The 22328-nt window shown below is 62.0% G+C and carries 18 protein-coding genes and 1 riboswitch; of the genes, 10 read left to right on the top strand and 8 right to left on the bottom strand.

The features are described 5' to 3' along the window. Positions 1-42: 42 nt before the first annotated feature. From ACL9RI_RS22235 to ACL9RI_RS22210, 6 genes are all read left to right on the top strand, one after another. Complete coding sequence (locus tag ACL9RI_RS22235; protein ID WP_422728667.1) at positions 43-2298, top strand: TonB-dependent receptor plug domain-containing protein; 2256 nt, start codon at positions 43-45, stop codon at positions 2296-2298. 99 nt (positions 2299-2397) lie between these two features. Next, positions 2398-3636 (top strand): DEAD/DEAH box helicase, encoded by a 1239-nt coding sequence (locus ACL9RI_RS22230; protein WP_422728666.1) that lies wholly within the window; start codon positions 2398-2400, stop codon positions 3634-3636. Positions 3637-3697: 61 nt separating this feature from the next. Continuing rightward, a complete protein-coding gene (locus ACL9RI_RS22225) occupies positions 3698-4315 on the top strand; it encodes an LON peptidase substrate-binding domain-containing protein (RefSeq protein WP_422728665.1) in 618 nt (205 codons plus the stop codon). 156 nt (positions 4316-4471) lie between these two features. Then, positions 4472-5215: a DNA-binding protein gene (locus ACL9RI_RS22220; protein WP_422728664.1), complete on the top strand. Its 744-nt coding sequence runs from the start codon at positions 4472-4474 to the stop codon at positions 5213-5215. A 137-nt stretch (positions 5216-5352) separates the two neighbouring features. Then, positions 5353-6294, top strand: coding sequence for a cupin-like domain-containing protein (locus ACL9RI_RS22215; RefSeq protein ID WP_422728663.1), 942 nt, complete (start codon positions 5353-5355; stop codon positions 6292-6294). 63 nt (positions 6295-6357) lie between these two features. Beyond that, entirely contained in the window at positions 6358-7041 is a 684-nt protein-coding gene (locus ACL9RI_RS22210; protein ID WP_422728662.1) for a YjjG family noncanonical pyrimidine nucleotidase, read from the top strand. Here the strand turns inward: ACL9RI_RS22210 and ACL9RI_RS22205 are convergent, their stop codons facing one another. From ACL9RI_RS22205 to ACL9RI_RS22195, 3 genes are all read right to left on the bottom strand, one after another. Then, the gene (locus tag ACL9RI_RS22205; protein ID WP_422728661.1) at positions 7042-7968 is read right to left on the bottom strand and encodes a DMT family transporter; all 927 of its coding nucleotides are present in this window, start codon (positions 7966-7968) and stop codon (positions 7042-7044) included. Positions 7969-8055: 87 nt separating this feature from the next. Then, the gene (locus ACL9RI_RS22200) at positions 8056-9291 is read right to left on the bottom strand and encodes a voltage-gated chloride channel family protein (RefSeq protein WP_422728660.1); all 1236 of its coding nucleotides are present in this window, start codon (positions 9289-9291) and stop codon (positions 8056-8058) included. 93 nt (positions 9292-9384) lie between these two features. Beyond that, positions 9385-9468, bottom strand: a riboswitch (Fluoride riboswitch). A gap of 27 nt (positions 9469-9495) precedes the next feature. Then, on the bottom strand, positions 9496-10671 hold the full coding sequence (locus tag ACL9RI_RS22195; RefSeq protein WP_422728659.1) for an MFS transporter: 1176 nt from the start codon (positions 10669-10671) through the stop codon (positions 9496-9498). 130 nt (positions 10672-10801) lie between these two features. Between ACL9RI_RS22195 and ACL9RI_RS22190 the strand changes: the two genes are divergently transcribed. Further along, entirely contained in the window at positions 10802-11707 is a 906-nt protein-coding gene (locus ACL9RI_RS22190) for a LysR substrate-binding domain-containing protein (RefSeq protein WP_422728658.1), read from the top strand. A gap of 23 nt (positions 11708-11730) precedes the next feature. Here ACL9RI_RS22190 and ACL9RI_RS22185 read toward each other — a convergent pair whose 3' ends face one another. Then, positions 11731-13320 carry an aminotransferase class V-fold PLP-dependent enzyme gene (locus ACL9RI_RS22185; RefSeq protein WP_422728657.1) on the bottom strand — a complete coding sequence of 530 codons (1590 nt, stop codon included), beginning with the start codon at positions 13318-13320 and terminating at the stop codon, positions 11731-11733. A gap of 131 nt (positions 13321-13451) precedes the next feature. After that, the gene (gene trpS / locus ACL9RI_RS22180; RefSeq protein WP_422728656.1) at positions 13452-14528 is read right to left on the bottom strand and encodes a tryptophan--tRNA ligase; all 1077 of its coding nucleotides are present in this window, start codon (positions 14526-14528) and stop codon (positions 13452-13454) included. A gap of 291 nt (positions 14529-14819) precedes the next feature. Here trpS and ACL9RI_RS22175 point away from each other — a divergent pair, with 291 nt between their 5' ends. Beyond that, a complete protein-coding gene (locus ACL9RI_RS22175; RefSeq protein WP_422728655.1) occupies positions 14820-16784 on the top strand; it encodes a CocE/NonD family hydrolase in 1965 nt (654 codons plus the stop codon). Between the two features lie 45 nt (positions 16785-16829). Here the strand turns inward: ACL9RI_RS22175 and ACL9RI_RS22170 are convergent, their stop codons facing one another. From ACL9RI_RS22170 to ACL9RI_RS22160, 3 genes are all read right to left on the bottom strand, one after another. Continuing rightward, positions 16830-17651 carry a substrate-binding periplasmic protein gene (locus ACL9RI_RS22170; RefSeq protein WP_422728654.1) on the bottom strand — a complete coding sequence of 274 codons (822 nt, stop codon included), beginning with the start codon at positions 17649-17651 and terminating at the stop codon, positions 16830-16832. A 143-nt stretch (positions 17652-17794) separates the two neighbouring features. Beyond that, positions 17795-19045 (bottom strand): MFS transporter, encoded by a 1251-nt coding sequence (locus tag ACL9RI_RS22165; RefSeq protein WP_422728653.1) that lies wholly within the window; start codon positions 19043-19045, stop codon positions 17795-17797. Positions 19046-19188: 143 nt separating this feature from the next. Then, a complete protein-coding gene (locus ACL9RI_RS22160; RefSeq protein ID WP_422728652.1) occupies positions 19189-19845 on the bottom strand; it encodes an HD domain-containing protein in 657 nt (218 codons plus the stop codon). A gap of 193 nt (positions 19846-20038) precedes the next feature. Here ACL9RI_RS22160 and ACL9RI_RS22155 point away from each other — a divergent pair, with 193 nt between their 5' ends. Both ACL9RI_RS22155 and ACL9RI_RS22150 read left to right on the top strand, forming a co-directional pair. After that, entirely contained in the window at positions 20039-20530 is a 492-nt protein-coding gene (locus ACL9RI_RS22155) for a chemotaxis protein CheW (RefSeq protein ID WP_183676491.1), read from the top strand. A 74-nt stretch (positions 20531-20604) separates the two neighbouring features. Continuing rightward, positions 20605-22221 carry a methyl-accepting chemotaxis protein gene (locus tag ACL9RI_RS22150; RefSeq protein ID WP_422728651.1) on the top strand — a complete coding sequence of 539 codons (1617 nt, stop codon included), beginning with the start codon at positions 20605-20607 and terminating at the stop codon, positions 22219-22221. Positions 22222-22328: the final 107 nt, after the last annotated feature.

Here is a 22328-nt window from a genome sequence, read left to right as displayed (position 1 = left end):
AGTATTTAGCCATTTTCATTCAGCCAACTTTTGTCCACCTCAATGATCCCTCGTCACCCGTTTTCCCTGCGCCTCACCGTTGTCGCCGCCGCTGTCCTGTTTGCCTGGAATGCCCAGGCCCAGCAAAATCCCGCCACTCCCCAGCCGGATGCGCAAGCCGCAGCGGCTGACGCGAAGACGCTCAAGCCAGCACCCAAGCCTGCCAAGGACGAGGCGCCAGCCGTGCAAACGGTGGAAGTGAAGGGCAGTGGCTACGATCCGCGGCGCGACGATACGGCCAGCAAGATGATCGTCAGCAGCGAGGAAATCCTCAAGTACGGCGACACCAATGTCACCGACGTGCTCAAGCGCCTGCCGGGTATTACGGTTTCCGGCGCTGCCGGGCGTTCGGGCGGCGAAATCCGCATGCGTGGCCTGGGCAGCGGCTATACGCAGATCTTGCTCAATGGCGAACGGGCGCCGGCCGGTTTTTCGCTCGATACCCTGTCGCCCGACGTGATCGAGCGCATCGAGATCTTGCATGCGGCCAGCGCCGAATACAGTACGCAATCGATCGCCGGCACCATCAATGTGGTGCTGAAGAAAGCCGTGAAGACGGCGCAGCGCGAACTCAAGCTGGGCGTGCAGCGCAGCCGCGACAGCTTTTCGCCCAGCGTGAATCTGCAACTGTCCGACCGCGATGGCAATTTCTCGTATTCGATGGCCGGCTCGCTGTTCCGCTATGACTACCATTACGACAATCCCGCGCTGGAACAGGGTTTTGCGCCCGACGGCCGGCAAAACATGCTGCGCCGTACGTTTGGCACGGGCGATGGCCGGCCCGAAGGCATCAATCTGTCGCCGCGCCTGAACTGGGCCTTGCCGGGTGGCGATAACCTGACGGCGCAATTCTTCTTCAATGGCGGCCGCTCGAATCATCGCAACTTCAGCCGTGCCAACACGGAGCAGGGGGCGCGGCCGGATTACGACAGCAACACGGGCAACTCCAGCAATCACAATGCCTTTGGCCGCAGCGACCTGACGTGGCTGCACAAGCTGGAAGGCGGCGCGAAGCTGGAACTCAAGATCGGCGCCTCGTCCGCCCGCAATACTTCGGACGGCTGGCAGCAGGGCTACATCGATGGCGTGGGCCTGGCGCTGGAGCGTCTGACGCACGTCAAGTCCACCGAAAATGGCGTCAGCTCCACCGGTAAATATTCCACGCCGCTGGTGCCGGGCCATGCCCTGTCCATGGGCTGGGATGGCGCTTACAACAAGCGCGAGGAAGAGCGCCTGCAGCGCGAAACGCCGCTGCCCGGCGGGCGTCCGCCATTCAATAGCGATGAAGGTTTCGACGCCAACATCAAGCGCCTGGCCCTGTATGCCCAGGACGAGTGGGATATCACGCCGCGCTGGTCCATGTATGCGGGCGTGCGCTGGGAAGGCATGGATACGCGCAGCGCCGGCAATAGCTTTGACGAAGTGCAGCAGCGCACCAGCGTCTGGAGCCCGCTGCTGCAAACCTTGTGGAAATTGCCTGATACCAAGGGCGACCAGGTGCGCCTGGCCTTGACGCGCACCTACAAGGCGCAGCCGACATCGAGCCTGATTCCGCGCCGCTTTACCTCGACCAATAATAGCCAGACCGATCCCGACCGCGAAGGCAACCCGAACCTGAGGCCGGAGCTGGCGCTGGGCATCGACGCTTCCTACGAGCATTACTGGGCCGAAGGCGCCTTGCTCAGCGCGCGCGCCTCGGCCCGCCGCATCGATGGCTATACGCGCCAGGGCTTGCTGTTCATCAATGACCGCTGGGTTTCCACGCCCGTCAACGATGGCCGCGCCAATACGCAGACCCTGGAGCTGGAAGCGAAGTTTCCGCTGCGCGCCGTCTTTGCCACCCCCGTGCCGGCGATAGACTTGCGCGGCAGCATCAGCCGCAACTGGTCGAAAGTGGACCAGGTGCCGGGACCGGACAACCGCCTCGATCAGCAAACACCGGTCAGCGCCAACTTTGGCATCGATTACAAGACGCCGGACGGCGTGCTGACGACGGGTGGCAGCTTTAATTTCCGCAATGGCGGCCCGGTGCGCATCACCGAGCGCCAGAGCGCCTACAGTTCGCCGCGGCGCGACCTCGACCTGTATGCCTTGTGGAAATTCAATCCGAAGAACCAGCTGCGCCTGGCCATATCGAACTTGCTGGCGCAAGACTTTGAAAGCGACACGCGCTACACGGACGCCACCGGTACCATACAGCGCAACAACATCTCGCCGAGCTCGCCGCAGGCGCGCGCGACACTGGAAATGAAGTTTTGACGACGTATTGAGATTGCGGTTTTCCTGATGAAAGCATGGGCCGGCATCTCTGCTGGCCTATAATCGCGGCTCCGTGTTCTTTTGCTGCAAGGTTTCCCCATGAGTTTTTCTTCCCTCGGCCTGATCGATCCCCTGGTCCGCAAACTTGACGAGCTAGGCTATACCAAGCCGACCCCCGTGCAGGCGCAAGCCATTCCCGCCGTGCTGGCCAAGCGCGACCTGATGGCCGCGGCCCAGACGGGGACCGGCAAGACAGCGGGCTTTGCCGTGCCGCTGCTGCAGCAACTGACATTGGCCGGCGTGGTCGAACCGTTATGCGTGCGCGTGCTGGTGCTGGTGCCCACGCGCGAACTGGCCGAGCAGGTGTATGCGAGCTTCCGCAGCTATGGCGGCAACTTGCCTTTGCGCAGCTTTGTCGCGTATGGCGGCGTGCCGATCGAGCCGCAGGTCGCCAAGCTGCGCAAGGGCCTCGACGTGCTGGTAGCCACGCCGGGCCGTCTGCTCGATTTGCAATCGCAGGGCGCGATCAGGTTCGAGCAAGTGCAAACCCTGGTGCTGGACGAAGCGGACCGCATGCTGGACCTGGGTTTCGAGCGTGAACTGGACTTGCTGCTGATGGCCTTGCCCAAGCAGCGCCAGACCCTGCTGTTTTCTGCCACGTTCTCGGACGCCATCCGCGCCATGGCCAAAACCATGCTGAAGGATCCGGTCTCGGTGGAAGTGAGTCCGCGCAACAGTACCGTGAAAGCCGTGCAGCAATCGGTGATTGTGTGCGACAAGAAACGCAAGCCGGAATTGTTCCTGCACTTGTTGAAGAAAAAGCGCTGGGGCCAGGTACTGGTGTTCGTCAAGACGCGCAAGGGCGTCGAGCAACTGGTGCATACCTTGCTGGAACATGGCGTGCGCGCCGATTCGATTCATGGCGACAAGACCCAGCCCAACCGTCTGCGCGCGCTGGCCCGCTTCAAGGCGGCAGAAGTGCAGGTGCTGGTGGCCACCGACGTGGCCGCGCGCGGCCTCGATATCGAGCAATTGCCGCAAGTGGTCAATTTCGATTTGCCGACGGTGGCTGAAGACTATATCCACCGCATCGGCCGCACGGGCCGCGCCGGCGCGTCGGGCGTGGCCTTGTCGCTGGTCTGTGCCGACGAGGTGGAATTGCTGTCGGCCATCGAGGCCCTGACCAGGCAAACCCTGAAGCGCAGCGAAGAGCCGGGCTTCGAGGCGGAACACCGCGTGCCGGGTACGGGCGCCGGTGGCGCGATCCAGAAAAAGGCCGTGAAAGTGATGACGCCGAAAGCGGCCGAGCGGGCCAGCAAGCGGCGCTTTTACAAATAACAGGGCGCAGCGGGGCGGCGAGGAGTGCTGCACGGATATGCCATTCGTGCCATCATGCGGCATGACTTCGATACCTTTGTTCCCGCTCAATACGGTACTGTATCCTGACGGTTATCTGCCGCTGCAGATCTTTGAGGTGCGCTACCTGGACATGATACGCAAATGCATCATGGGCGAACAGCCGTTTGGCGTGGTGCAGTTGTTGGATGGCGCGGAAGTGCGCAAGCCGGGCCAGCATGAGACCCTGGCGCCGGTGGGGACCTTGGCGCGGGTGATCGAATGGGCGGCGCCCTTGTCAGGCTTGCTGCAAATCAAATGCATGGGCACCCAGCGTTTTCGCATTGTGCACAGCGAACAGCTGCAGCATGGCTTGTGGATGGGGCAGGTGGAAATGCTGCCGTCCGACAAGGTCATCGCGATTCCGCCAGAACAGCAAAATGTGGCCGATGCGCTCGGTGCGCTGATACGCACCTTGCAGGAACAAAAAATCCCCGTGGACCAGATGCCGATGCAGCCGCCATACCGGCTCGATGAAAGTGGCTGGGTGGCGAACCGCTGGTGCGAACTGCTGTCGCTGACCGCGATGCAAAAGCAGTTATTGCTCAGTCAAGACAACCCCTTGCTGCGGCTGGAACTGGTGCAGGATGAGCTGAGCGAACATGGCCTGCTGGAAGGATAGTTTAAGCTGAATCAAAATTCTGTTGTGCAATTGTAATTTCTATTGAGAAATACTTTACGTTTTGCCCTCGCTTGGATAAGATGTTGTCCCTAAGCATCATGTCTCAAAAACATGATGACCCCGGCAACAACCACAAGAAATACACGAGAAAACGAGATGGCAAAAGTAAGCGCGGAACAGATCAATGCGGCGATGGATGCGATGGCGGCGCAAGGCCAGGCCATCACGGTGCGCGCGCTGCGCGAAACCCTGGGCAGCGGAGCTTGCCTGGGGACTGTCAGCAAGCTGTTGCAACGCCGCAAGGCCGGGGCACAGCGCCAGATCGCTGCGGCCGCCACGCTGTCGCCGGTGCTGCAGCAAGCCATACTCGATTTCGTAGGACAGGAACTGAGCGCCAGCCACACGGCGCATGAAGCCGAGATGAACGACAATCAACAGGAATTGATGGACCTGGCCAGCGAAAACGAGCGCCAGCAAGAGTTGCTGGATGTACAGGCTGGCGAGCTGGACACCTTGCGTGCCGAACTGGAGCGTGAGCGCCAGGTCGCCAACCAGGCCCGCACGGAGCTGGCCAAGGCGCAATTGCGCCTGGAAGGCTTGCCGCGCCTGGAAGAAGCTGCCGAGCAGGCGCGCATGGACCTGGCCAAGGCCCAATTCAAGCTCGAAGGCATCCCGCGCCTGGAAGAGGCGGCCGAAGCGGCGCGCGCCGAACTGGTGCAGGCACAGTTGCAGCTGGAAACCCTGACCCGCGTGGAAACGGAACTGGCGACCGTACGCCTGGAACTGGAAGCGGAGCGCGAAGAGCTGGGCGAGACGCGCGCCGAGCTGGACGAAGAACGTACCCTGCGCATCAAGGCCCAGCAATTCATCGTCGATCCTATCTTCAAGACGCCGGTCTGACCACGCGGATGGCCGTTTGCGCATGGCGGCGTACGGACATGGCGCCGACGCCGGCCGATACTGGGGCAAGATTTCTGATGGTGCAATGTTAAACTAGGGCCTGTAGCGCCTTGGTCTCCCATCCAGAATAAAGATTTATGTCGGTAGAAAAGAAAATCCCCGCGTCCCAGGTCCTGGGTCCAGCTTCATCACGCGGTTTACCCCCGCGCCCGCCAGCAGAATTTGCTACGCCCGAAGACGCGCTTGCCAGCAAAGCGGCGCGCGAGCGCAAGGATGCGCAGGTGCGCGGCGTGGAATCCATCGACGCCATGCGCACTGCCATCAAGCGCGCCGCCCATGACTTGCCCGCGATAACCAGCGTGCCGCGCCTGGGGGTGCTGAGCGCTGCCGCCTTCCGTGCGCGGGCGGCACGAGGCTTGCCTTTCCTGATGAGCGGGCTGGTCAAGCGCTGGCCCCTGTTTGCCGAAACGCCCGATATTTTGCGTCAGCGCTACGGCCATGTGCCCGTGCGGGCCCGCGTGGGCGACTATATCAACACGGCTTTCGCGCCCGACCGCGCCATGCAGGATATGTCCATGCTGGCATACCTGGACCTGGTGGCCAGCGGCGAGCACGCGCTGCCACCGTATCTGGGCAACCTGGAATTGCGCGAATTGAATAGCCAGTGCCATTGGCCCACGTATTTCGACAAGATGGGTCCGCCGCGCTTCTGGATCGGCCCGGCCGGCACGGTCACGCCCCTGCATTGCGATTACGACGACAATATCTTTGCGCAAATATGGGGCAGCAAGCGCATTTTCCTTGCGCCGCCGCATCATGACGCATTTTTATATCCGAGCGAAGCGAACGCCATCCTGTTCGGCTCGCCGTTCGACCCGGAAGCACCCGATTTCGACAAGTTTCCGCTGGCGCGCCAGGCCAGCATGGTCGAATGCATCGTCCATCCCGGCGACATGCTGTACGTGCCCGCCGGCTGGTACCACCAGGTGCGCGCATTGACGTTTTCGCTGTCATCGAACCGCTGGGCCAGGGCCGTGCCGCTGGCCTTGCAGGGGGAGGCGAGCCCTGCATTGAGATAGGTCATGCTAACATGCAACATTACCTCCACTCTCATAGCGGAACGCATGAAGCACAGACTGTTTTTGTTTGATTTAGATGATACCTTGCTCGACTTCCGGGCTTCCGAAAAACTCTCGTTTGTGCGCACCATGCACGCTTTGGGCTTGCAAGAGCGCGTGGACGGGCTGTTCACCGATTACCAGGCGATCAACACGGAACTGTGGCGCAAATTCGAAACAGGGGACGTGACGAAAGATTTCCTGAAAGTCGAACGTTTCCGCGCCAGCTTCTTGAAACATGGCCTGGCGCTGGACCCGGAAGCGGCCAGCAGCCTGTACCTGGACTCCCTGCCCGACACCGTGGTGCTGATCGATGGCGCGCGCGAAGTGTGTCTGGCGCTGGCGGCCATCGGCGAAGTGGGCATCATCACCAACGGCGTCGACACCATCCAGAACCGCCGCATCGCCAGTTCCGGCCTGGGCGACTGCATTTCCTTTGTCGCCACCTCGGAAGCGTGCGGCCACGCCAAGCCCGATGTCCGCTTCTTCGAGTACGCCGCGAATATGGCGCGCCCGTTTGTCAAGGAAGAAGCCATCATCATCGGCGACCGCCTGGATGCGGACATCCTGGGCGCCAACCGCTATGGCATCGACAGCTGCTGGTTCAATCCTGGCCGCCTGGCCAACACCTCGGAAGCTGTTCCCACGTTTGAAGTGGCCAGCCTGCGCGAGATCGTGCCAGCTTTAAAGGCGCTGGCGCTGGTCTGATTACTGGCTCAGCTCGGCCTTGGCGCTGTCACCGGCCTTGTTGGGACGCCATTCGCTGAGGATGCCGGCGGCAATGATCAGGATGCCGCCCACGATCGCCATGCCTGGCAGGCGTTCGCCGGCGATGCGGCCGATCACGCCGGCCCACACGGGTTCGCCCGCATAAATCAGCGTGGCCTTGGTGGCGGAAATGCGCTTTTGCGCCCAGTTCATCACGTATTGAATCAGCGCGCTGGCGCAGCCCAGGGCAATCACGCTGAACACAAAAGTCTTGCTCAGTGGCGGCGGCGCTTCACCGAGCACTGGCATCAGCACCAGCGCAATCAATGACGCCGTGGCCAGTTGCACGATGGTCACGCGCAAGATGTTCAGGCTGGCGGCCACGCGGCTGACCAGGATGATTTCCAGCGCAATCGCAACCGCGCCCACGGCCGTGATCAATTCGCCCTTGCCGAAACCCATCGTCAAGCCATCGGTGCCCGTCAGCAACACCAGGCCCGTAAAGGCCACCACTACCGCCACCCACACGGCCGGGTGAGGGCGCTGCCTGAAGACCAGCCATTGCACCAGCGGCACGATCGGCACATAAAAGGCCGTGATAAAGGCTGATTTGCTGCTGGAAATGAACATCAAGCCATAGGTTTGCAAGGTGTAGCCGCCAAAGATGCTGGCGCCGATGGCCACGCCTGCGACGAACTCCGTCTTTGTCAGCTTGAGCAGTTGGCGCCGGCAAATCAGGCTGCAGATGGCGGCGGCGATGGCAAAGCGGGCGGCCACAAAGGCCAGCGGACCGCTGGCGGTGACGGCGTTGTGCACGACCAGAAAAGTGCCGCCCCAGATAAAGGTGATGGCGATCAGGGCCAGTTCGGGCAGGTTGACGAAAGTATTGGATTTGGGGTTGGTGGCAGGAGATACTTGTTTTTTCATCGAAAGCTATGCGGTGGGCAAAATGTTTCCCATTATACTAGGGGCACTATATTGCCCGCCCGCCCAGAGGCCGGTGGCGGCCAGCGTTCAATCGGACTTGCCTTCCTGCCGCTTCGCATGCCCGCTGCGCTGCGCCCGGTAGATCCCCGCATGGCCTGAAAACAGATACGCCACCACGCAGGCGATGGCCGCGTACACGCCGATCTCGGCGCCAAACAGTTCCATCGCCATCAGGGTCGAGGCGATCGGCGTGTTGGCGGCGCCTGCAAACACCGCCACGAAACCGATGGCGGCCAACAAGGTGGCGGGCTGGTGCAGCACGGGGCCCAGCGCATTACCCAGGGTGGCGCCGATAAAGAACAAGGGCGTGACTTCACCGCCTTTGAATCCCGTGCCCAGCGAGACGATGGTAAATGCCATCTTGCCGAGAAAATCCCAGGCCGGCAGCGGTTCTTTCAATGCATCGACGATGGTGGGGATGCCCAGGCCGATGTACTGATCGGTGCCCAGCAGCCAGACGGCGCAGGCAATGATCACGCCACCGAGCAGAGGGCGCAGGGGCGCGTAGCGGATCCAGCGTTTCATGGCGTGTGACAAGCCATGCGTGGCGGTGGCAAACACTTTGCCCGTGACGCCAAACAGCAGGCCGGCAATCACCATGGCAGCCAGGGTCCAGGCCGAGATGGCAGGGATCAGCGGTATTGCGTAATGCGTATGCTGCACGCCCCACAGCAAGCCCACCTGGTCGGCAATCACGGCTGCGGCCAGGCAGGGCAGCATGGCTTCATAGCGCAAGCGGCCGATGGCCAGCACTTCCAGGCCAAAGATGGCGCCTGCCAGCGGCGTGCCGAACACGGAGGCAAAACCGGCGCTGATGCCGGCCATCAGGACGATGCGGCGGTCTTCCGTATCCAGGCGAAAGAGTCGTGTCAGCTGGTCGGCCAGCGCGCCGCCCATCTGCACGGCCGTGCCTTCGCGGCCCACCGACGCGCCGAACAGGTGCGAGACGACAGTGGCGCCCAGCACCAGCGGCGCCATGCGCAGCGGAATGATTTTTTTCGGATCGTGGATTTCATCGATCAGGAGGTTGGCGCCGCCTTCCACGTCGCTGCCATAACGCAGATACAGCCAGCCGACGGCAAGGCCGGCCAGCGGCAGCAGCCAGATCAGCCAGGGATGCGCCATGCGCGTGCCGGTCGCCCACACCAGGGCAAACAAAAAGCCGGCCGAGGCGGTGCCCGCCAGTACGGCCACGACGGCGGCGATCAGCAGCCATTTCAACAGATGCGAGAGTAAATCGGCGAAGGCGGAAATGCGGGTCATGATGCAGTGTCCAGTCTGGGGTGGGCCGAACCTGGACAGGTGGCGGATGCATGAACGCTCTGCGCGCGCCTGCATCTTTCCGGTCATCCAGGAAAATATGCAGGCATCATCAGCCCGAAGGCGGTTCACGAAAAACTTTTAAAGTTGCGTTGGAGGAATGCCATCTCCAGACAAAATTCTAGCACCGTGGTGGCATCCGTACTATTAAATTTTAGCAACCCTGGTTGCGGGCCGCGCCTGCAGCAGCAAGGCCAGCAGCGCCAGCGCGCACAACAAGGCGCCCAGCCAGCCATTGGCCAGCAGTCCCGCCTGGCCAAAATGGTCCAGGCTGGCCGCGCCCACGGTAGCGCCCAGCACCACGCCCAGGTTGAAGGCGGCGATGTTCAGGCCCGAGGCCGCCTCCAGTGCATGCGGCGCCGTGTGGCGGGCCTGCTCCATGATGCGCGACTGTAGCGGCGCAATCACGCCATAGGTCGTCAAGCCGAGCAAGCCGACCAGTCCTGCCATCATCCAGGGCAGGGCAGCCCAGCACCAGATGCCCAGCAAGCAGGCAAGCAGGCCCAGCAGCAAGAAGGCGGCGGTGCGCGTGGCGCCCCAGCGGTCCGTCAGCAGGCCGCTGGCGATATTGCCCAGCGCCGCGCCGCCGCCATACACCAGTAGCAGGGCGCTGGCGCCCACGACACTGACCCCTGTCACTTCCAGCAGCAGCGGCGAAATATAGGTGTAGACGGCAAAGGCGCCCGCGAACGCCAGCATCGGCACGCTGGCGCCGGCCAGCAGGCGTTTGTCCAGCAAGCCGCGCAACTGCTGCCAGGGGCTGTGCCCGCCTTCCGCCGCTTCCAGCGGCATGCGCAGTGCGATGCCGGCCGTGCCCAGCGCGGCGCCAGCAGCCACCAGCAAGAAGATGGCGCGCCAGCCCAGCAGGCTGCCCAGCCAGGTTCCCAAGGGTACGCCGGCCGTCATGGCGACCGTGACGCCGCCAAATACCAGCGCCAGCGCTGCGCCTGAGCGTTCCTTGGCTACGGCGCGCATGGCGCTGCTGGCGGCAATCGCAAAGAACGCGCCGTGGGCCAGGCCCGATACCAGGCGCGCCAGCAAGATGGGGGGAAGTTGCGAACATGTGGCCAGGGCCAGGTTGGACAGGGCAAAAGCGCCCATCGCCAGCAGCAAGGCGTGCTTGCGCGGATAGCGCGACGATAGCGCGGCCAGCAGCGGGGCGCCGATCACCACGCCCAGCGCATAGGCGGTCACGGCCATGCCCATGCGGGCCACGTCCACCTGCAGGTCGTGCGCCATGGCCGACACCAGGCCGATGGTGACGAATTCGGCAAAGCCGACAAAAAACGCGCACAGCGCGAACAGATATATAACGATGGGCATGCTACTCCTTTCAGGCGCGCCTGCCGCTTGCCCATGCAAGCGGCCACGGCGCGCAGCCAGGTATTCTGCCGGCTGGCAGTGCTGCTGAAAACGCGTAAAATTGAACAATACTTATGGCGAAACGGAATAAATGAAACTGCGCAATCTCGACGATCTGGAAATATTCATCAAGGTGTGCGATACGGGCGGCTTTTCCGCCGCGGCGCGGGCCATGCACCTGGCGCCAGCCACCGTCAGCAAGCAGATCGCCCGGCTGGAGCAGGCATTCGGCGCCAGCCTGTTCGAACGCAATACGCGCAGCCTGAAAATCACGGCCGAGGGCGAGGCCGTGGCCGAGCATGCGCGGGCCGCACTGGCCTTGCTGGAGCAGGCGTCCGACGCAGCCCTGCTCGGTAGTGGCGCGCTGGCCGGCCCGATCAGGCTGAGCGCACCGGTGCCGTTTGGCGCCCGCTATGTGGCGCCGGCCATCGCCGCGTTTCGCCGCTTGCATCCGCAAGTGCAGTTTGAGCTGCAATTATCCGACCACGTGGCCGACCTGTATGCGGGCAATCTTGACCTGGCGATAAGGGTGGGGGACCTGGCCGATTCGCGCCTGCTGGCGCGGCGCCTGGCCACCAGCACGCGCATCCTGGTCGCCGCCCCCCAGTATCTGGCCGAGCGCGGCACGCCCAGGCAGCCGTCCGACCTGCCAGCGCATGAGTGTTTGCTGTTTGCCTATGCCGGGATGCGCCTAGATCACTGGAAATTATCGAATGGACAGCAGCAGGAAGCGATCGTCGTGCAGGGCAGTTTGTCCAGCGACAATGGCGACGCCTTGCGTGCCTGGAGCGTGGCGGGCATGGGGATTGCCCTGCGCGAAACGTGGGATGTGGCCGATGACTTGCGTAGCGGCCGCTTGCTGCGGGTATTGCCGCAATGGCAGGAGGACGCGGTGGTGATCAGCGCCGTGCGGGCCAGGCGTGCTCCCGTGCCGCGCCGCATCAGCGCCCTGATCGATTTCCTGGCGCAGACATGGGAGTCTGCGCCATGGGAATAGGGTAGAAATAGCGCAGAAAGGTGCTACAGGCCCAGTTCCGCCACCAGCGCCTGGCCGATGGTGCGCTGCTCATCGAGGATGGCCCGTAAATGGTGGGGCCGGGTCTGGACATTGCTCATCACCACGCGCAATACATTGGTCGGCCCCGGATACGCCGTCGATTCGAGCACGGTGCGCGACACGAAGCTGTGGCCTTCGGCTTTCTGGCGGTTCTGCAGCTTGGCGTTGAGGGTATTGAACTTCTGGTTCAATGCCGTTGCCGCCTCGATCTGTTCGCTCGCCAGCAATTCTGCCATGCGCTGGCGCAAATGCGCGGGCACGTAGCGGTAAGTCAGGATAAAGGTATCGGAACGGGTGATCAGTTCAAAGTCCGTTTGTTCCACCAGCAGGGCTTGCAGCTGGCCGCTCAGGGTCGCGGCTTGCTGCAGCAGGGTGGTGTAGCCGGACACGCCCAGCAGCTTGAACGAGGTCCACAGCTTTAATGTATCGAAGCGGCGCGAACCTTCCAGCGAAGTCTGGCCCAGGTCGCCCGAATTGTCGCGCAGGATGTAATTGGCGTTGTGTTTGAGCAAGTTCAGGCTGGCGCTGTCCTTGAACAGCACCATGCTTTGCGCCATCGGCACCCATAGCAATTTATGGCCATCGATCACCACCGAATCGGCCAGGGCAATGCCGTCGTACAGCGGGCGGTATTGTTCGGCGATCAACAGGGCGCCGCCCCAGGCTGCATCCACATGGAACCAGATGTTTTCGCGTGCGGCGATGCGGGCCATGGCGGCCAGCGGATCGATGGCGCCCGTTTCCGTGGTGCCCGCGATGCCGATCATGGCCACTACCTTGATGTTGCGCACTTTCAAGTCAGCAATCGTCGCTTCCAGCGCGGTGATATCGATGCGGTTGTCGCGGTCGACCGGTACCAGGTGCAAGGCGGCTTCACCGAGGCCCAGGGTGGCCAGGGCTTTCTTGACGGAATAATGGCTGCGGGCCGAGCCGATCACGGCCAGGCCGCTGTAGCCCGACTCTTGCATGGAGGCAAACAAACCGCGCTTGCGCGTGCCTGGCATGTGATGTTCGAGCGCCACCGCCAGCGCCGTCAGGTTGCCCATGGTGCCGCCATTGACGACATTGCCCAGCGCGCCGCTGGTGGCCGCCATCGCCTGCGTGTAGACGCTATCGTCGTGCTGGTAGACTTGGCGATGCAGCCAGCCCAGTATCTGTTTTTCGATCAGGGTCGACACATAGGCCGTCTCGATCTTGACCTGGTTCTGGTTCAGCGCGGCCGTAAACGCTTCGGCCAGCACGCTGACCCAGGGCAGGGCCTGGGTCATGTGGCCGATATAGCGCGGGTGATTGAGCTGGGCCGTATTGGCCAGCACGGTCGAGTCCAGCTCCTGCAGGAAGTCCGTCACCGCCATGCCGTGCGTTGGCGGGCTGATCGCGGACAGCTGCGGTATCAGTTCCGCGTATGGCGTATGCGGATACGGGGTGTCGCGGCCGGCGGCCAGCCAGCCGCCCAGCATGCGCAGCGCCTGCTGCAAGGGAGCGGGCGCCTGCTGCAGAGCATCGATGGAAAAATGCTGCTGCAGCAGCTGCTCGATAGCGGTATCGTTCATTGCGCCTTGTTGTCCTTGCTGATTGCTTATTTCACGGTTACAAAATGCACCGCGCCCTGGCGGAGACGGGATTTTACCCGACTCCGGCAGGGCGCATCAGCTTGCTATTACAGAATAGTAATTAAAAGCAATTAAAAGTAGTTCAGACCCAGCGCCGACTTGACTTCATCGGCCGTGCGGGCCGCCACTTCGCGGGCGCGGAAGGTGCCTTCTTTCAGCATCTGGATGATCTGGCCCTTGTCCTTGGCGAACTCTTCGCGGCGCGCGCGTATCGGCGCCAGCAAGTCCTGCAGCACCACTTCCAGGCGCTTCTTGACGATGCTGTCGCCCAGGCCGCCGCGCACATAATGGGCTTTCATTTCTTCCAGGGCGGCCTTGTCCGGGTCAAACGCGTCGAGGTAAATGAAGGCCACGTTGCCTTCCAGGTGGCCAGGATCGGCCACGCGCAGGTGCAGCGGGTCGGTGTAGACTTTTTTCACGGCGGCCGTGATTTCATCCGGCGTGGCGCCCAGGTTGATGGTGTTGCCCAGGGATTTGCTCATCTTGGCCTTGCCGTCGATGCCGGGCAGGCGGCCGATTTCCGGCACCAGCGCCTTGCATTCCATCAACACTTCGCGGTTGTACATGCGGTTGAAGCGGCGCACGATTTCATTGGTTTGCTCGATCATCGGGATCTGGTCTTCGCCGACCGGCACCACGCCCGCCTTGAAGGCCGTGATGTCGGCCGCCTGGCTGGCCGGGTAGGTCAGGAAGCCGGCCGGGATGTCGCGCTCGAAGCCGCGCAGGCGGATTTCTTCCTTGACGGTGGGGTTGCGCTCCAGGCGGGCCACGGTGACGATGTTCAGGTAATAAAAGGTCAGTTCGGCCAGTTCAGGGATCTGCGACTGGATGAACACCGTGGTCTTGGTCGGGTCGATGCCGACGGCCAGGTAGTCCAGCGCCACTTCGACCACGTTGCGGTGGACCTTGTCGATGTCATCCATGTTGTCGGTCAGCGCCTGCGCGTCGGCCAGCATGATGAATTGCTTGTAGTCGTGCTGATAAGTCACGCGGTTGCGCAGGCTGCCCACGTAATGGCCCAGGTGCAAGGGGCCGGTCGGACGGTCGCCCGTCAGGATCACGGATTGCGAAGCGATAGCGGCAGGCGACAGCGGTGCTGCCGGCGCGTCTGGATTGTCTTGGGTATCTGGAGTATTAGGCAAGCTCATCAAGTTTCCTTTCGAGCCACCTGGTTCGGGGATGATCCAGGTTTGCACCTGTTACGCCACCGAACTAGGCGGCGTTGATCATGATCACATCACTAAATAGTGGCCGCGCGGAGTGAGCGGGACCACCAATTCAAGCAGGCGTGTTGTGAAGGGATAAAGTTCATGGCGTTATGGTTGCAGTTCAACGGTGATCTGTCAAGTTTTGTCGGGAATGGTGCGCCGGCTTGCATTGCTTAAGGTCCATTGTTTCGCTACCATGGCTGTTTACCTTTTCGTTCTTTGGAGAAATACATGCGCCTCCGGCCTGTCGCCCGCTATACCCAACTCACCCTGCTCGGCGCCATCATGGCCGCCACCTCATTGCCGCTGTACGCGCAGCAAAAAACAGCGCCGATGACGCCGTATATGCAGCCCGATATCGGCGCCAAGTTGGTGATGCCGGACTTGAACGATTACGTCAAGCGCGTGGTGATGATCCCGATGCGCGACGGCGTCAAGCTGTACACGGTGATCGTGGTGCCGAAAGACGCCAAACGCGCACCGATCATGCTGACCCGCACGCCCTATAACGCGGCCCGGCGCGCCGAGCGGGCCGCCAGCCCGACCATGCTGGGATTGTTGCCACAGGGTGACGATACCCTGGTCGAGCACGGTTACATCCGCGTGTTCCAGGATGTGCGCGGCAAATATGGCTCCGAGGGCGATTATGTGATGACGCGCCCGGTGCGCGGCCCGCTGAACAATACCAAGGTCGACAATACGACGGACGCCTGGGACACCATCGACTGGCTGTCGAAAAACATTCCAGAGAGTAACGGCAAGGTCGGCATGCTGGGTTCTTCCTATGAAGGCCACACGGTGCTGATGGCGCTGGTCGACCCGCATCCTGCACTGAAGGTGGCAATTCCCATGAGCGCCATGGTCGACGGCTGGCGCGGCGACGACTGGTTCCATAATGGCGCTTTCCGCCAGCCCAGCCTGTCGTACATCGCGGGGCAGACCAGCGCGCGCAGCGGCGGTCCATCGCCGGCATTGGGCGTCTACGACGATTACGAAGCGTACTTGCGCATCGGCTCGGCCGGCGACTTTGCGAAGAAATTCGGTATCGACAAGCTGACCTACACCAAGAAGCTGTTCGAACACCCGGCCTATGACAGCTACTGGCAGGAACAGGCGCTCGACAAGATCCTGGCGAAAAAACCATTGACCGTGCCGACCATGCATGTGGTCGGCCTGTGGGACCAGGAAGATATCTATGGCCCTTATGCTACTTATACGGCGATGGAAGGGCGCGACAAGAACAACAATCTGAATTATCTGGCGGTGGGCCCATGGCGCCATAGCGGCGTCAACTATGAAGGCTCGACCCTGGGCCCGCTGAAGTTCGACGGCGACACGGCGCGCCAGTTCCGCGAAAAAGTCATGCAGCCATTCCTCGACCAGTACCTGAAGGATGATGCGCCGGTGGCCAACACGGCGCCCGTGACGGTCTACCAGAGCGGCACCAACCAATGGCAGCGTTTGCAGCAATGGCCGCTGGCGTGCGACACCTGCGATACGAAATTGACCCCGGTCTACCTGCAAGACGGCAACAAGCTGGGCTTTGCCGCGCCACAGGCTGGCGTCGATGCCGCGACGGGCGCCTACGATGAATATGTCTCCGATCCGGCCAAGCCCGTGCCTTTCGTGCCGCGCCCGGTACGCCTGGATAATGGCGACGTGTGGAAACCATGGCTGGTCAGCGACCAGCGCGGTTATAGCGACCGCAGCGATGTGCTCAGCTATGTCTCCGAACCGTTGAAACAGGCCGTGCGCATTGCCGGCGCACCGGTGGTGAACCTGTTTGCGTCGACCAGCGGCACCGATAGCGACTGGGTGGTGAAAGTGATCGACGTGTATCCGGACGAAGTGCCATCGCAGCCGGCGATGGGCGGCTACCAGCTGGGCGTTTCCATGGATATCTTCCGTGGCCGCTACCGCGACAGCCTGGAACATCCGACCGCGATTCCATCTGGCAAGGTCGAACGCTACCGCTTCGCCTTGCCGAACGCCAACCACGTCTTCCTGCCGGGCCACCGCATCGCCGTGCAGGTACAGTCGAGCTGGTTCCCGCTGTACGACCGCAACCCGCAAACCTTCGTGCCGAATATCTTCCTGGCGCAGCCGCAGGATTATAAGAAGGCCACCCAGCGCGTGTACCACGCGGCGGGCGCGGGCAGTGCGATCGAACTGCCGATCGTGCCGAACGAGAAGTAACCGTCAAACGTCAGCCGGCCCGCATCAGTGCGGCGCCGGTGTGTTTCAGCGCGGGCGCACGCTCGCGCTAAGCAGCTCGGGCCGGTGGTTGCGCTGCAAGGCGTCCAGCAGGGCGCCCGAGCGGCCCACTTTTTCCAGCAATTCGCGCAAGGTGGCCTGGTCTTCCGGCGTGAGGGTTTTGCGCGACAGATAGGCGCCGCTCATGCCCCAAGGCAATTCCGGCAAGGCTTCCAGGCGCAAGCGGTCTGCCAGGCCATACACGCGGGCATCATTTTGCGCCACGCCGGACAGGATGGTCGGGCTCATGATGGTGGCGTCGATGAAGCCGCTTTGCATCAGCCGCGCCACGGAGAGGGCGTCGACTTCATAAAACAAGCGGCCCTGGCTGCTCAATTCCCTGGCCAGCGCCTGGTAGGACGCGCCGTAATCATAGCCGCGCACCAGCGCCACCCGCAATTCGCGCCGGTCGATCAATTCCTGCATATTGTTGACGGGTGCACGCGATCCTTGCAGCGAAATGAGCAGCGGGCGGTTACCCATCAGGGGCACGAACAGGCCTTGCTGGTCGCGCCGCTGGGTGCTGGTGGCGGGGATCAGCAAGTCGGCCTTGCCCAGCTCAAACATGGCTTCCTGGCGCGCGCGCGGCACGGCGGTAAACACGAAGTTGCAACCCATCTTGGCGCCCAGCGCGCGCAACAGGTCGGGATAGATGCCGCTGATGCTGGCGCCATTGACGACGACGTTCGGACTGACCGCCGAGACGGGCACCTGGATGTCGCGCGAACATTGCCCCCACGCCAGGGTTGGCAGGGCCAGCGCCAGCATGGCCGCAGTACGGCGCCAGGCGCTGCAATAAAAATCAGTCATACCCATCCTTGCTCGCACTCGAATACCGAGCACTTGTACGCCCGGCGGATTTCTTCATTTTCACCTATTTATTTCTTGCATGCAATGCTTAGCTGGACTACCCCGGTGTAGTGCGTAGGCTGGATATTAACTTTGCTTGCCGCTTATTTTCCACCGCGCAAGGTGAAATAACGCCAGGCAACGAGCAAGCCCAGGGTTTGCATGAGGGCGCAGACAAAGAAGGTGCTGCCGATGCGCCAGTCATTGGCCGGTAAATGGCTGACCTCGCCGAGGATGGCGCTGCCCAGCAGCGGCATGAAGATGATGCCCAGGCTGCTGATCGATTGCAGCGAACCCATCAGTTCGCCCTGCTCGCCGGCTGCCGAGGCTTTGGAAATAATGCCTTGCAGGGCAGGACCGGCGGCAAAAGCCAGCAGGTTGCACAGGATCAGGGCGTACATCATCCAGCCTTGCGTCGCCAGGCCATACAGTGCATAGGTGATGGCGCCCGACACCATGCCCAGCAAGGATAGCCGCACTTCGCCAAAACGCTTGATCAGGATGCCCAGCAAGCCCGCCTGCACGACGGCCGCGCACAGGCCCACGCAAAACAGGGCGATGCCGTTCTGGCGCGGGGTCCAGTCGAAACGGAAGTGGGTGTACAGCACCCAGGTGGTGTTGAGCATCATCTGCGCAAACGTCATCAAGCCGAAGGCCAGCACCAGGCCGCGGATTTCCAGGCGGCGCAGCAGTTTCAGCAGGGCAGCAAACGGATTGATACGGGCCAGGGTGAACGGCGCCTTGGCGCCCGGCGCCAGCGATTCGGGCACCAGAAAATAGCCATAGATGAAATTGGCTGCCGACAGGCCTGCCGCCACAAAGAAGGGCAGGTGCAGGTTGATGTCGCCCAGCAAGCCGCCCAGCATGGGGCCGCAGATGAAACCGAGGCCGAAGGCGGCGCCGATCTTGCCGAAGCTCTTGGCGCGGTTCTCGGGCGTGGAAACGTCCGATGCATAGGCCGAGGCGACCGACATGCTGGCCGACGACACGCCGCCGATGATGCGGCCGATGAACAGGCACGCCAGGTTGGGCGCCCAGCCCGTGGCCAGGAAGTTGACGCACATGCCAGCCATCGAATACAGCAGCACGGGGCGGCGCCCCACGCGGTCGCTGATGGCGCCCAGCATGGGCATGAAGATGAATTGCAGCAAGCCAAACACGGCGGCCATGATGCCGTACCAAAACGCTTGCTGGTCGCGCCCGCTGACGAAGTCGCCGATCAGGATGGGCAGCACGGGCACCACCAGGCCGATGCCCAGCATGTCGATGAAGACGCAGACGAGGATGAAGTTCAGGTTGCCGCTGCGCGCCGGTGCTGAGGGCGCGGGGGAGGGCGTAACGGTGTGTTTGGACATGCAGGCTTTCGGCGCAGTCCCCGCGCCGCCAGCGCTGGCCAGGCTGGGCGGGGATAGGTTATTGGCGTGGCGCCGGCGAGTCAGGCCGCAGCGCTAGCTGAGCCTTGTATTATAGACAGCATGCGTCTTGCTGGCTATTGCCATCAAGCAGCCGGGTCTATCGTCCACTCTTGCGCAAACGTGGCGCGGAACTCAAGCAACACGCTCAAGCGGCGTTCGGCCAGCGCGCGGCCCGCCTGCGTCTGCATCTTGCCGGGCAGCCTGGCCAGCTTGGTTTCGATATGGTCGAGCGCGTAAGCCTTGTCGTTGAGCGGGCGCTGCCGGGCCAGCGGATCGGCGCCATGCGCCAGCGCGCTATCCATGCGGGCCGCCGTATAAAACAGCCGCGCCAGGCCCACGGCGCCCAGGGCGTCGATGCGGTCGGCGTCCTGCACGATGCGCGCTTCGATGGTGTGTGGCGCCAGGTCGGCGGAAAAACTGTGCGTTTCAATCGCATGGCCCACGCCGGCCAGCTTGTCGGATGGAAAATCCTGTTCGGCCAGCTGGCGGCAAGCGAAGGCGGCGGCCTGGCGCGACGCCAGGTGGCGTTCGGGATGGTTTTTCGGCAAGTTGACCAGGTCGTGCAGGTAGCTGGCCGCCATCACGACCAGCGCATCGGCTTCCGGATGCTGTTTCAGCAGGATGGCCGCATTGCGCCAGACGCGGTGCAAATGCTGGAGGTCGTGGGCGCTGTCATCGCCCAGGCCGGCGCTGGCCAGGGCCAGCAGGCGAGGTTGCCATAGGGAAAGCAAAGATTGCATATTTCTGAGTGGGTGAAAAACGGAGGCGCTAGTGTGGCATAAAGCGGCGCGCTCCGCAGTATCTGAGGCGAGCTGCATTTTCTTGTGCATGTAAAATTTACATGAGGTAATATTGCCACGCAGAAATTTCATAAGCTGGCTTTGCGGCAAATTAGTTGTGAAAATAGATAGATTATTTTACTAAGGGATTATCATGAACACTATCGCTAGCGAGTCTGGCGCGGCCGTCGCCAAGGCTGCCGAATATCTGGCTTTTACGCTGGGACAGGAAGAGTACGGCATCGACATCCAGAAGGTCAGCGAAATCCGCAGCTATGAAACGCCGACCCGCATCGCCAACGCGCCGGAATTCGTCAAGGGCGTGGTCAATCTGCGCGGCATCATCGTGCCCATCGTCGACATGCGCATCAAGTTCAACCTGGGCACGCCCAGCTACGACCAGTTCACCGTCGTCATCATCCTCAATATCGGCAACCGCGTAGTTGGCATGGTGGTCGACCGCGTCTCCGACGTGACCACCTTGTTGCCCGAGCAAATCAAGCCGGCGCCCGACATGGGCCGCTCGCTCAACACGGAATATGTGATCGGCCTGGGCACGCTCGACGAGCGCATGCTGATCCTGGTCGATATCGACTTGCTGATGTCGAGCGCCGAAATGGGCTTGATCGAAAAGCTGGCTGCGTAAGCCATCGTTATGTAGCAGATTTTCCTGGCGCACGGTTCCACTGGACCATGCGCCAATTTTTTCAGGATGATATTATGAATTTATTAAGAAATATCAGCATCGGCTCCCGCCTGGGCCTGGGGTTTGCCGTGATCCTGCTGTTTTCCATGTTGATTACCGGCATCAGCGTGTGGCGCTTGCATGATGTGGCGACCGCCACGCGCGTGATGATGGAGCAGCCCCTGGCCAAGGAGCGGCATATTTCCGACTGGTATGCGCGCATCGATAGCGCCGTGCGCCGCACCATCGCGATTGCCCGCAGCTCTGACACGTCCTTGAGTGCCTATTTCGCAGAAGAATCGAAAGTCTCGTCGGCCAGCTCGGCCGAGTTGCAAAAGAAGATCGAGGCGCTGATAGACCAGCCGATTGAAAAAACCATGTTTGCTGCCTTGCTGGAACAGCGCAAGCTGTACCTGAGCTCGCGCGACCAGGTCTACAAGCTCAAGGGCGAAGGCCAGGCCGAGGCCGCCAATGAAGTATTTGAAAAGACCTTCGTGCCGGCCGCCGCCACCTACCAGAAGATGGTGTTTGAATTGCTCGAACACCAGCGCGCCAGTATCGACGCCACCGCGCGCGATATCGACCGGGTGGCCAGCACCAGCCGTAATCTGCTGCTGGTGCTGACGGCCCTGGCGCTGGCTTTTGGCGTGGTCTGTTCCTGGCTGCTGACGACCGGTATCGTCGGGCCGCTGCGCATGGCCGTCGACGTGGCGCGCCGCGTGGCCGATGGCGACTTGACGGCGCAGATCGATGCCAGCGCCAAGGATGAAACGGGGCAATTGTTGCTGGCTTTGAAAGACATGAACAGCAGCTTGCTGACCATCGTCGGCGAAGTGCGCAGCAGCACGGACAGCATCGCCACCTCGTCGACGCAGATCGCGGCGGGCAACCAGGACTTGTCGAGCCGCACGGAACAGCAGGCCGGCTCGCTGGAAGAAACGGCTTCGTCGATGGAAGAACTGACCTCGACCGTCAAGCAGAACGCCGACAATGCGCGCCAGGCCAACCAATTGGCGGCGACAGCGGCGCAAGTGGCAGTCAAGGGCGGCACGGTGGTGGCGCAGGTGGTGGGCACGATGGATGCGATCAATGTGTCGTCCAACAAGATCGTCGATATTATTTCCGTGATCGATGGCATCGCTTTCCAGACCAATATCCTGGCCTTGAACGCGGCCGTGGAAGCGGCGCGGGCAGGCGAGCAAGGCCGCGGCTTTGCCGTGGTGGCCACCGAGGTACGCAACCTGGCGCAGCGCTCAGCGTCGGCTGCCAAGGAAATCAAGACCCTGATTGGCGATTCCGTCGAGCAAGTTAATGCGGGCAGCAAGCTGGTGGCAGAGGCGGGTTCAACGATGGATGACATTGTTGCCAGCGTACACCGCGTGAGCGACATCATCACCGAGATCACGGCCGCCAGCAACGAGCAAAGCGTGGGCATCGATGAAATCAACCGCGCCATCGGCCAGATGGATGCCGTGACCCAGCAAAACGCGGCCCTGGTGGAAGAATCGGCGGCCGCCGCCGAATCGATGCAGCACCAGGCGCATCAGCTGGCGCAGGTGGTGAGCGTGTTTAATCTGGGTGGACAGGCTGGCCTGAAGCGGCCGGCGCTGGCAAAGCCGAAACAGGTTTTGCGGATCAGCCGCGTGGCTTGAAAATAAACCCCTGACGTCAAAGAGCTGCAGGCGAACACATCGGGGTGTATGTCGCGACACATAGGACACATTTTTTATGATGATCGCATCATGTTAAATATTGCTAA

This window comes from Janthinobacterium sp. Mn2066 (genome assembly GCF_049319705.1).
In the GTDB taxonomy this organism is placed as follows: domain Bacteria; phylum Pseudomonadota; class Gammaproteobacteria; order Burkholderiales; family Burkholderiaceae_D; genus Janthinobacterium.
The sequence above is the reverse complement of the archived record's forward strand: the minus strand, read 5'-3'. Positions and strand labels throughout refer to the sequence as shown.

What these genes read in the sequence shown, in the direction of transcription:
- ACL9RI_RS22185 (WP_422728657.1), bottom strand. Translation starts at nt 13,320, where the DNA reads ATGAACGATACCGCTATCGAGCAGCTGCTGCAGCAGCATTTTTCCATC.
- ACL9RI_RS22220 (WP_422728664.1), top strand. Translation starts at nt 4,472, where the DNA reads ATGGCAAAAGTAAGCGCGGAACAGATCAATGCGGCGATGGATGCGATG.
- ACL9RI_RS22150 (WP_422728651.1), top strand. Translation starts at nt 20,605, where the DNA reads ATGAATTTATTAAGAAATATCAGCATCGGCTCCCGCCTGGGCCTGGGG.
- ACL9RI_RS22230 (WP_422728666.1), top strand. Translation starts at nt 2,398, where the DNA reads ATGAGTTTTTCTTCCCTCGGCCTGATCGATCCCCTGGTCCGCAAACTT.
- ACL9RI_RS22160 (WP_422728652.1), bottom strand. Translation starts at nt 19,845, where the DNA reads ATGCAATCTTTGCTTTCCCTATGGCAACCTCGCCTGCTGGCCCTGGCC.
- ACL9RI_RS22175 (WP_422728655.1), top strand. Translation starts at nt 14,820, where the DNA reads ATGCGCCTCCGGCCTGTCGCCCGCTATACCCAACTCACCCTGCTCGGC.
- trpS (WP_422728656.1), bottom strand. Translation starts at nt 14,528, where the DNA reads ATGAGCTTGCCTAATACTCCAGATACCCAAGACAATCCAGACGCGCCG.
- ACL9RI_RS22190 (WP_422728658.1), top strand. Translation starts at nt 10,802, where the DNA reads ATGAAACTGCGCAATCTCGACGATCTGGAAATATTCATCAAGGTGTGC.
- ACL9RI_RS22215 (WP_422728663.1), top strand. Translation starts at nt 5,353, where the DNA reads ATGTCGGTAGAAAAGAAAATCCCCGCGTCCCAGGTCCTGGGTCCAGCT.
- ACL9RI_RS22165 (WP_422728653.1), bottom strand. Translation starts at nt 19,045, where the DNA reads ATGTCCAAACACACCGTTACGCCCTCCCCCGCGCCCTCAGCACCGGCG.
- ACL9RI_RS22235 (WP_422728667.1), top strand. Translation starts at nt 43, where the DNA reads ATGATCCCTCGTCACCCGTTTTCCCTGCGCCTCACCGTTGTCGCCGCC.
- ACL9RI_RS22155 (WP_183676491.1), top strand. Translation starts at nt 20,039, where the DNA reads ATGAACACTATCGCTAGCGAGTCTGGCGCGGCCGTCGCCAAGGCTGCC.
- ACL9RI_RS22195 (WP_422728659.1), bottom strand. Translation starts at nt 10,671, where the DNA reads ATGCCCATCGTTATATATCTGTTCGCGCTGTGCGCGTTTTTTGTCGGC.
- ACL9RI_RS22225 (WP_422728665.1), top strand. Translation starts at nt 3,698, where the DNA reads ATGACTTCGATACCTTTGTTCCCGCTCAATACGGTACTGTATCCTGAC.
- ACL9RI_RS22170 (WP_422728654.1), bottom strand. Translation starts at nt 17,651, where the DNA reads ATGACTGATTTTTATTGCAGCGCCTGGCGCCGTACTGCGGCCATGCTG.
- ACL9RI_RS22200 (WP_422728660.1), bottom strand. Translation starts at nt 9,291, where the DNA reads ATGACCCGCATTTCCGCCTTCGCCGATTTACTCTCGCATCTGTTGAAA.
- ACL9RI_RS22205 (WP_422728661.1), bottom strand. Translation starts at nt 7,968, where the DNA reads ATGAAAAAACAAGTATCTCCTGCCACCAACCCCAAATCCAATACTTTC.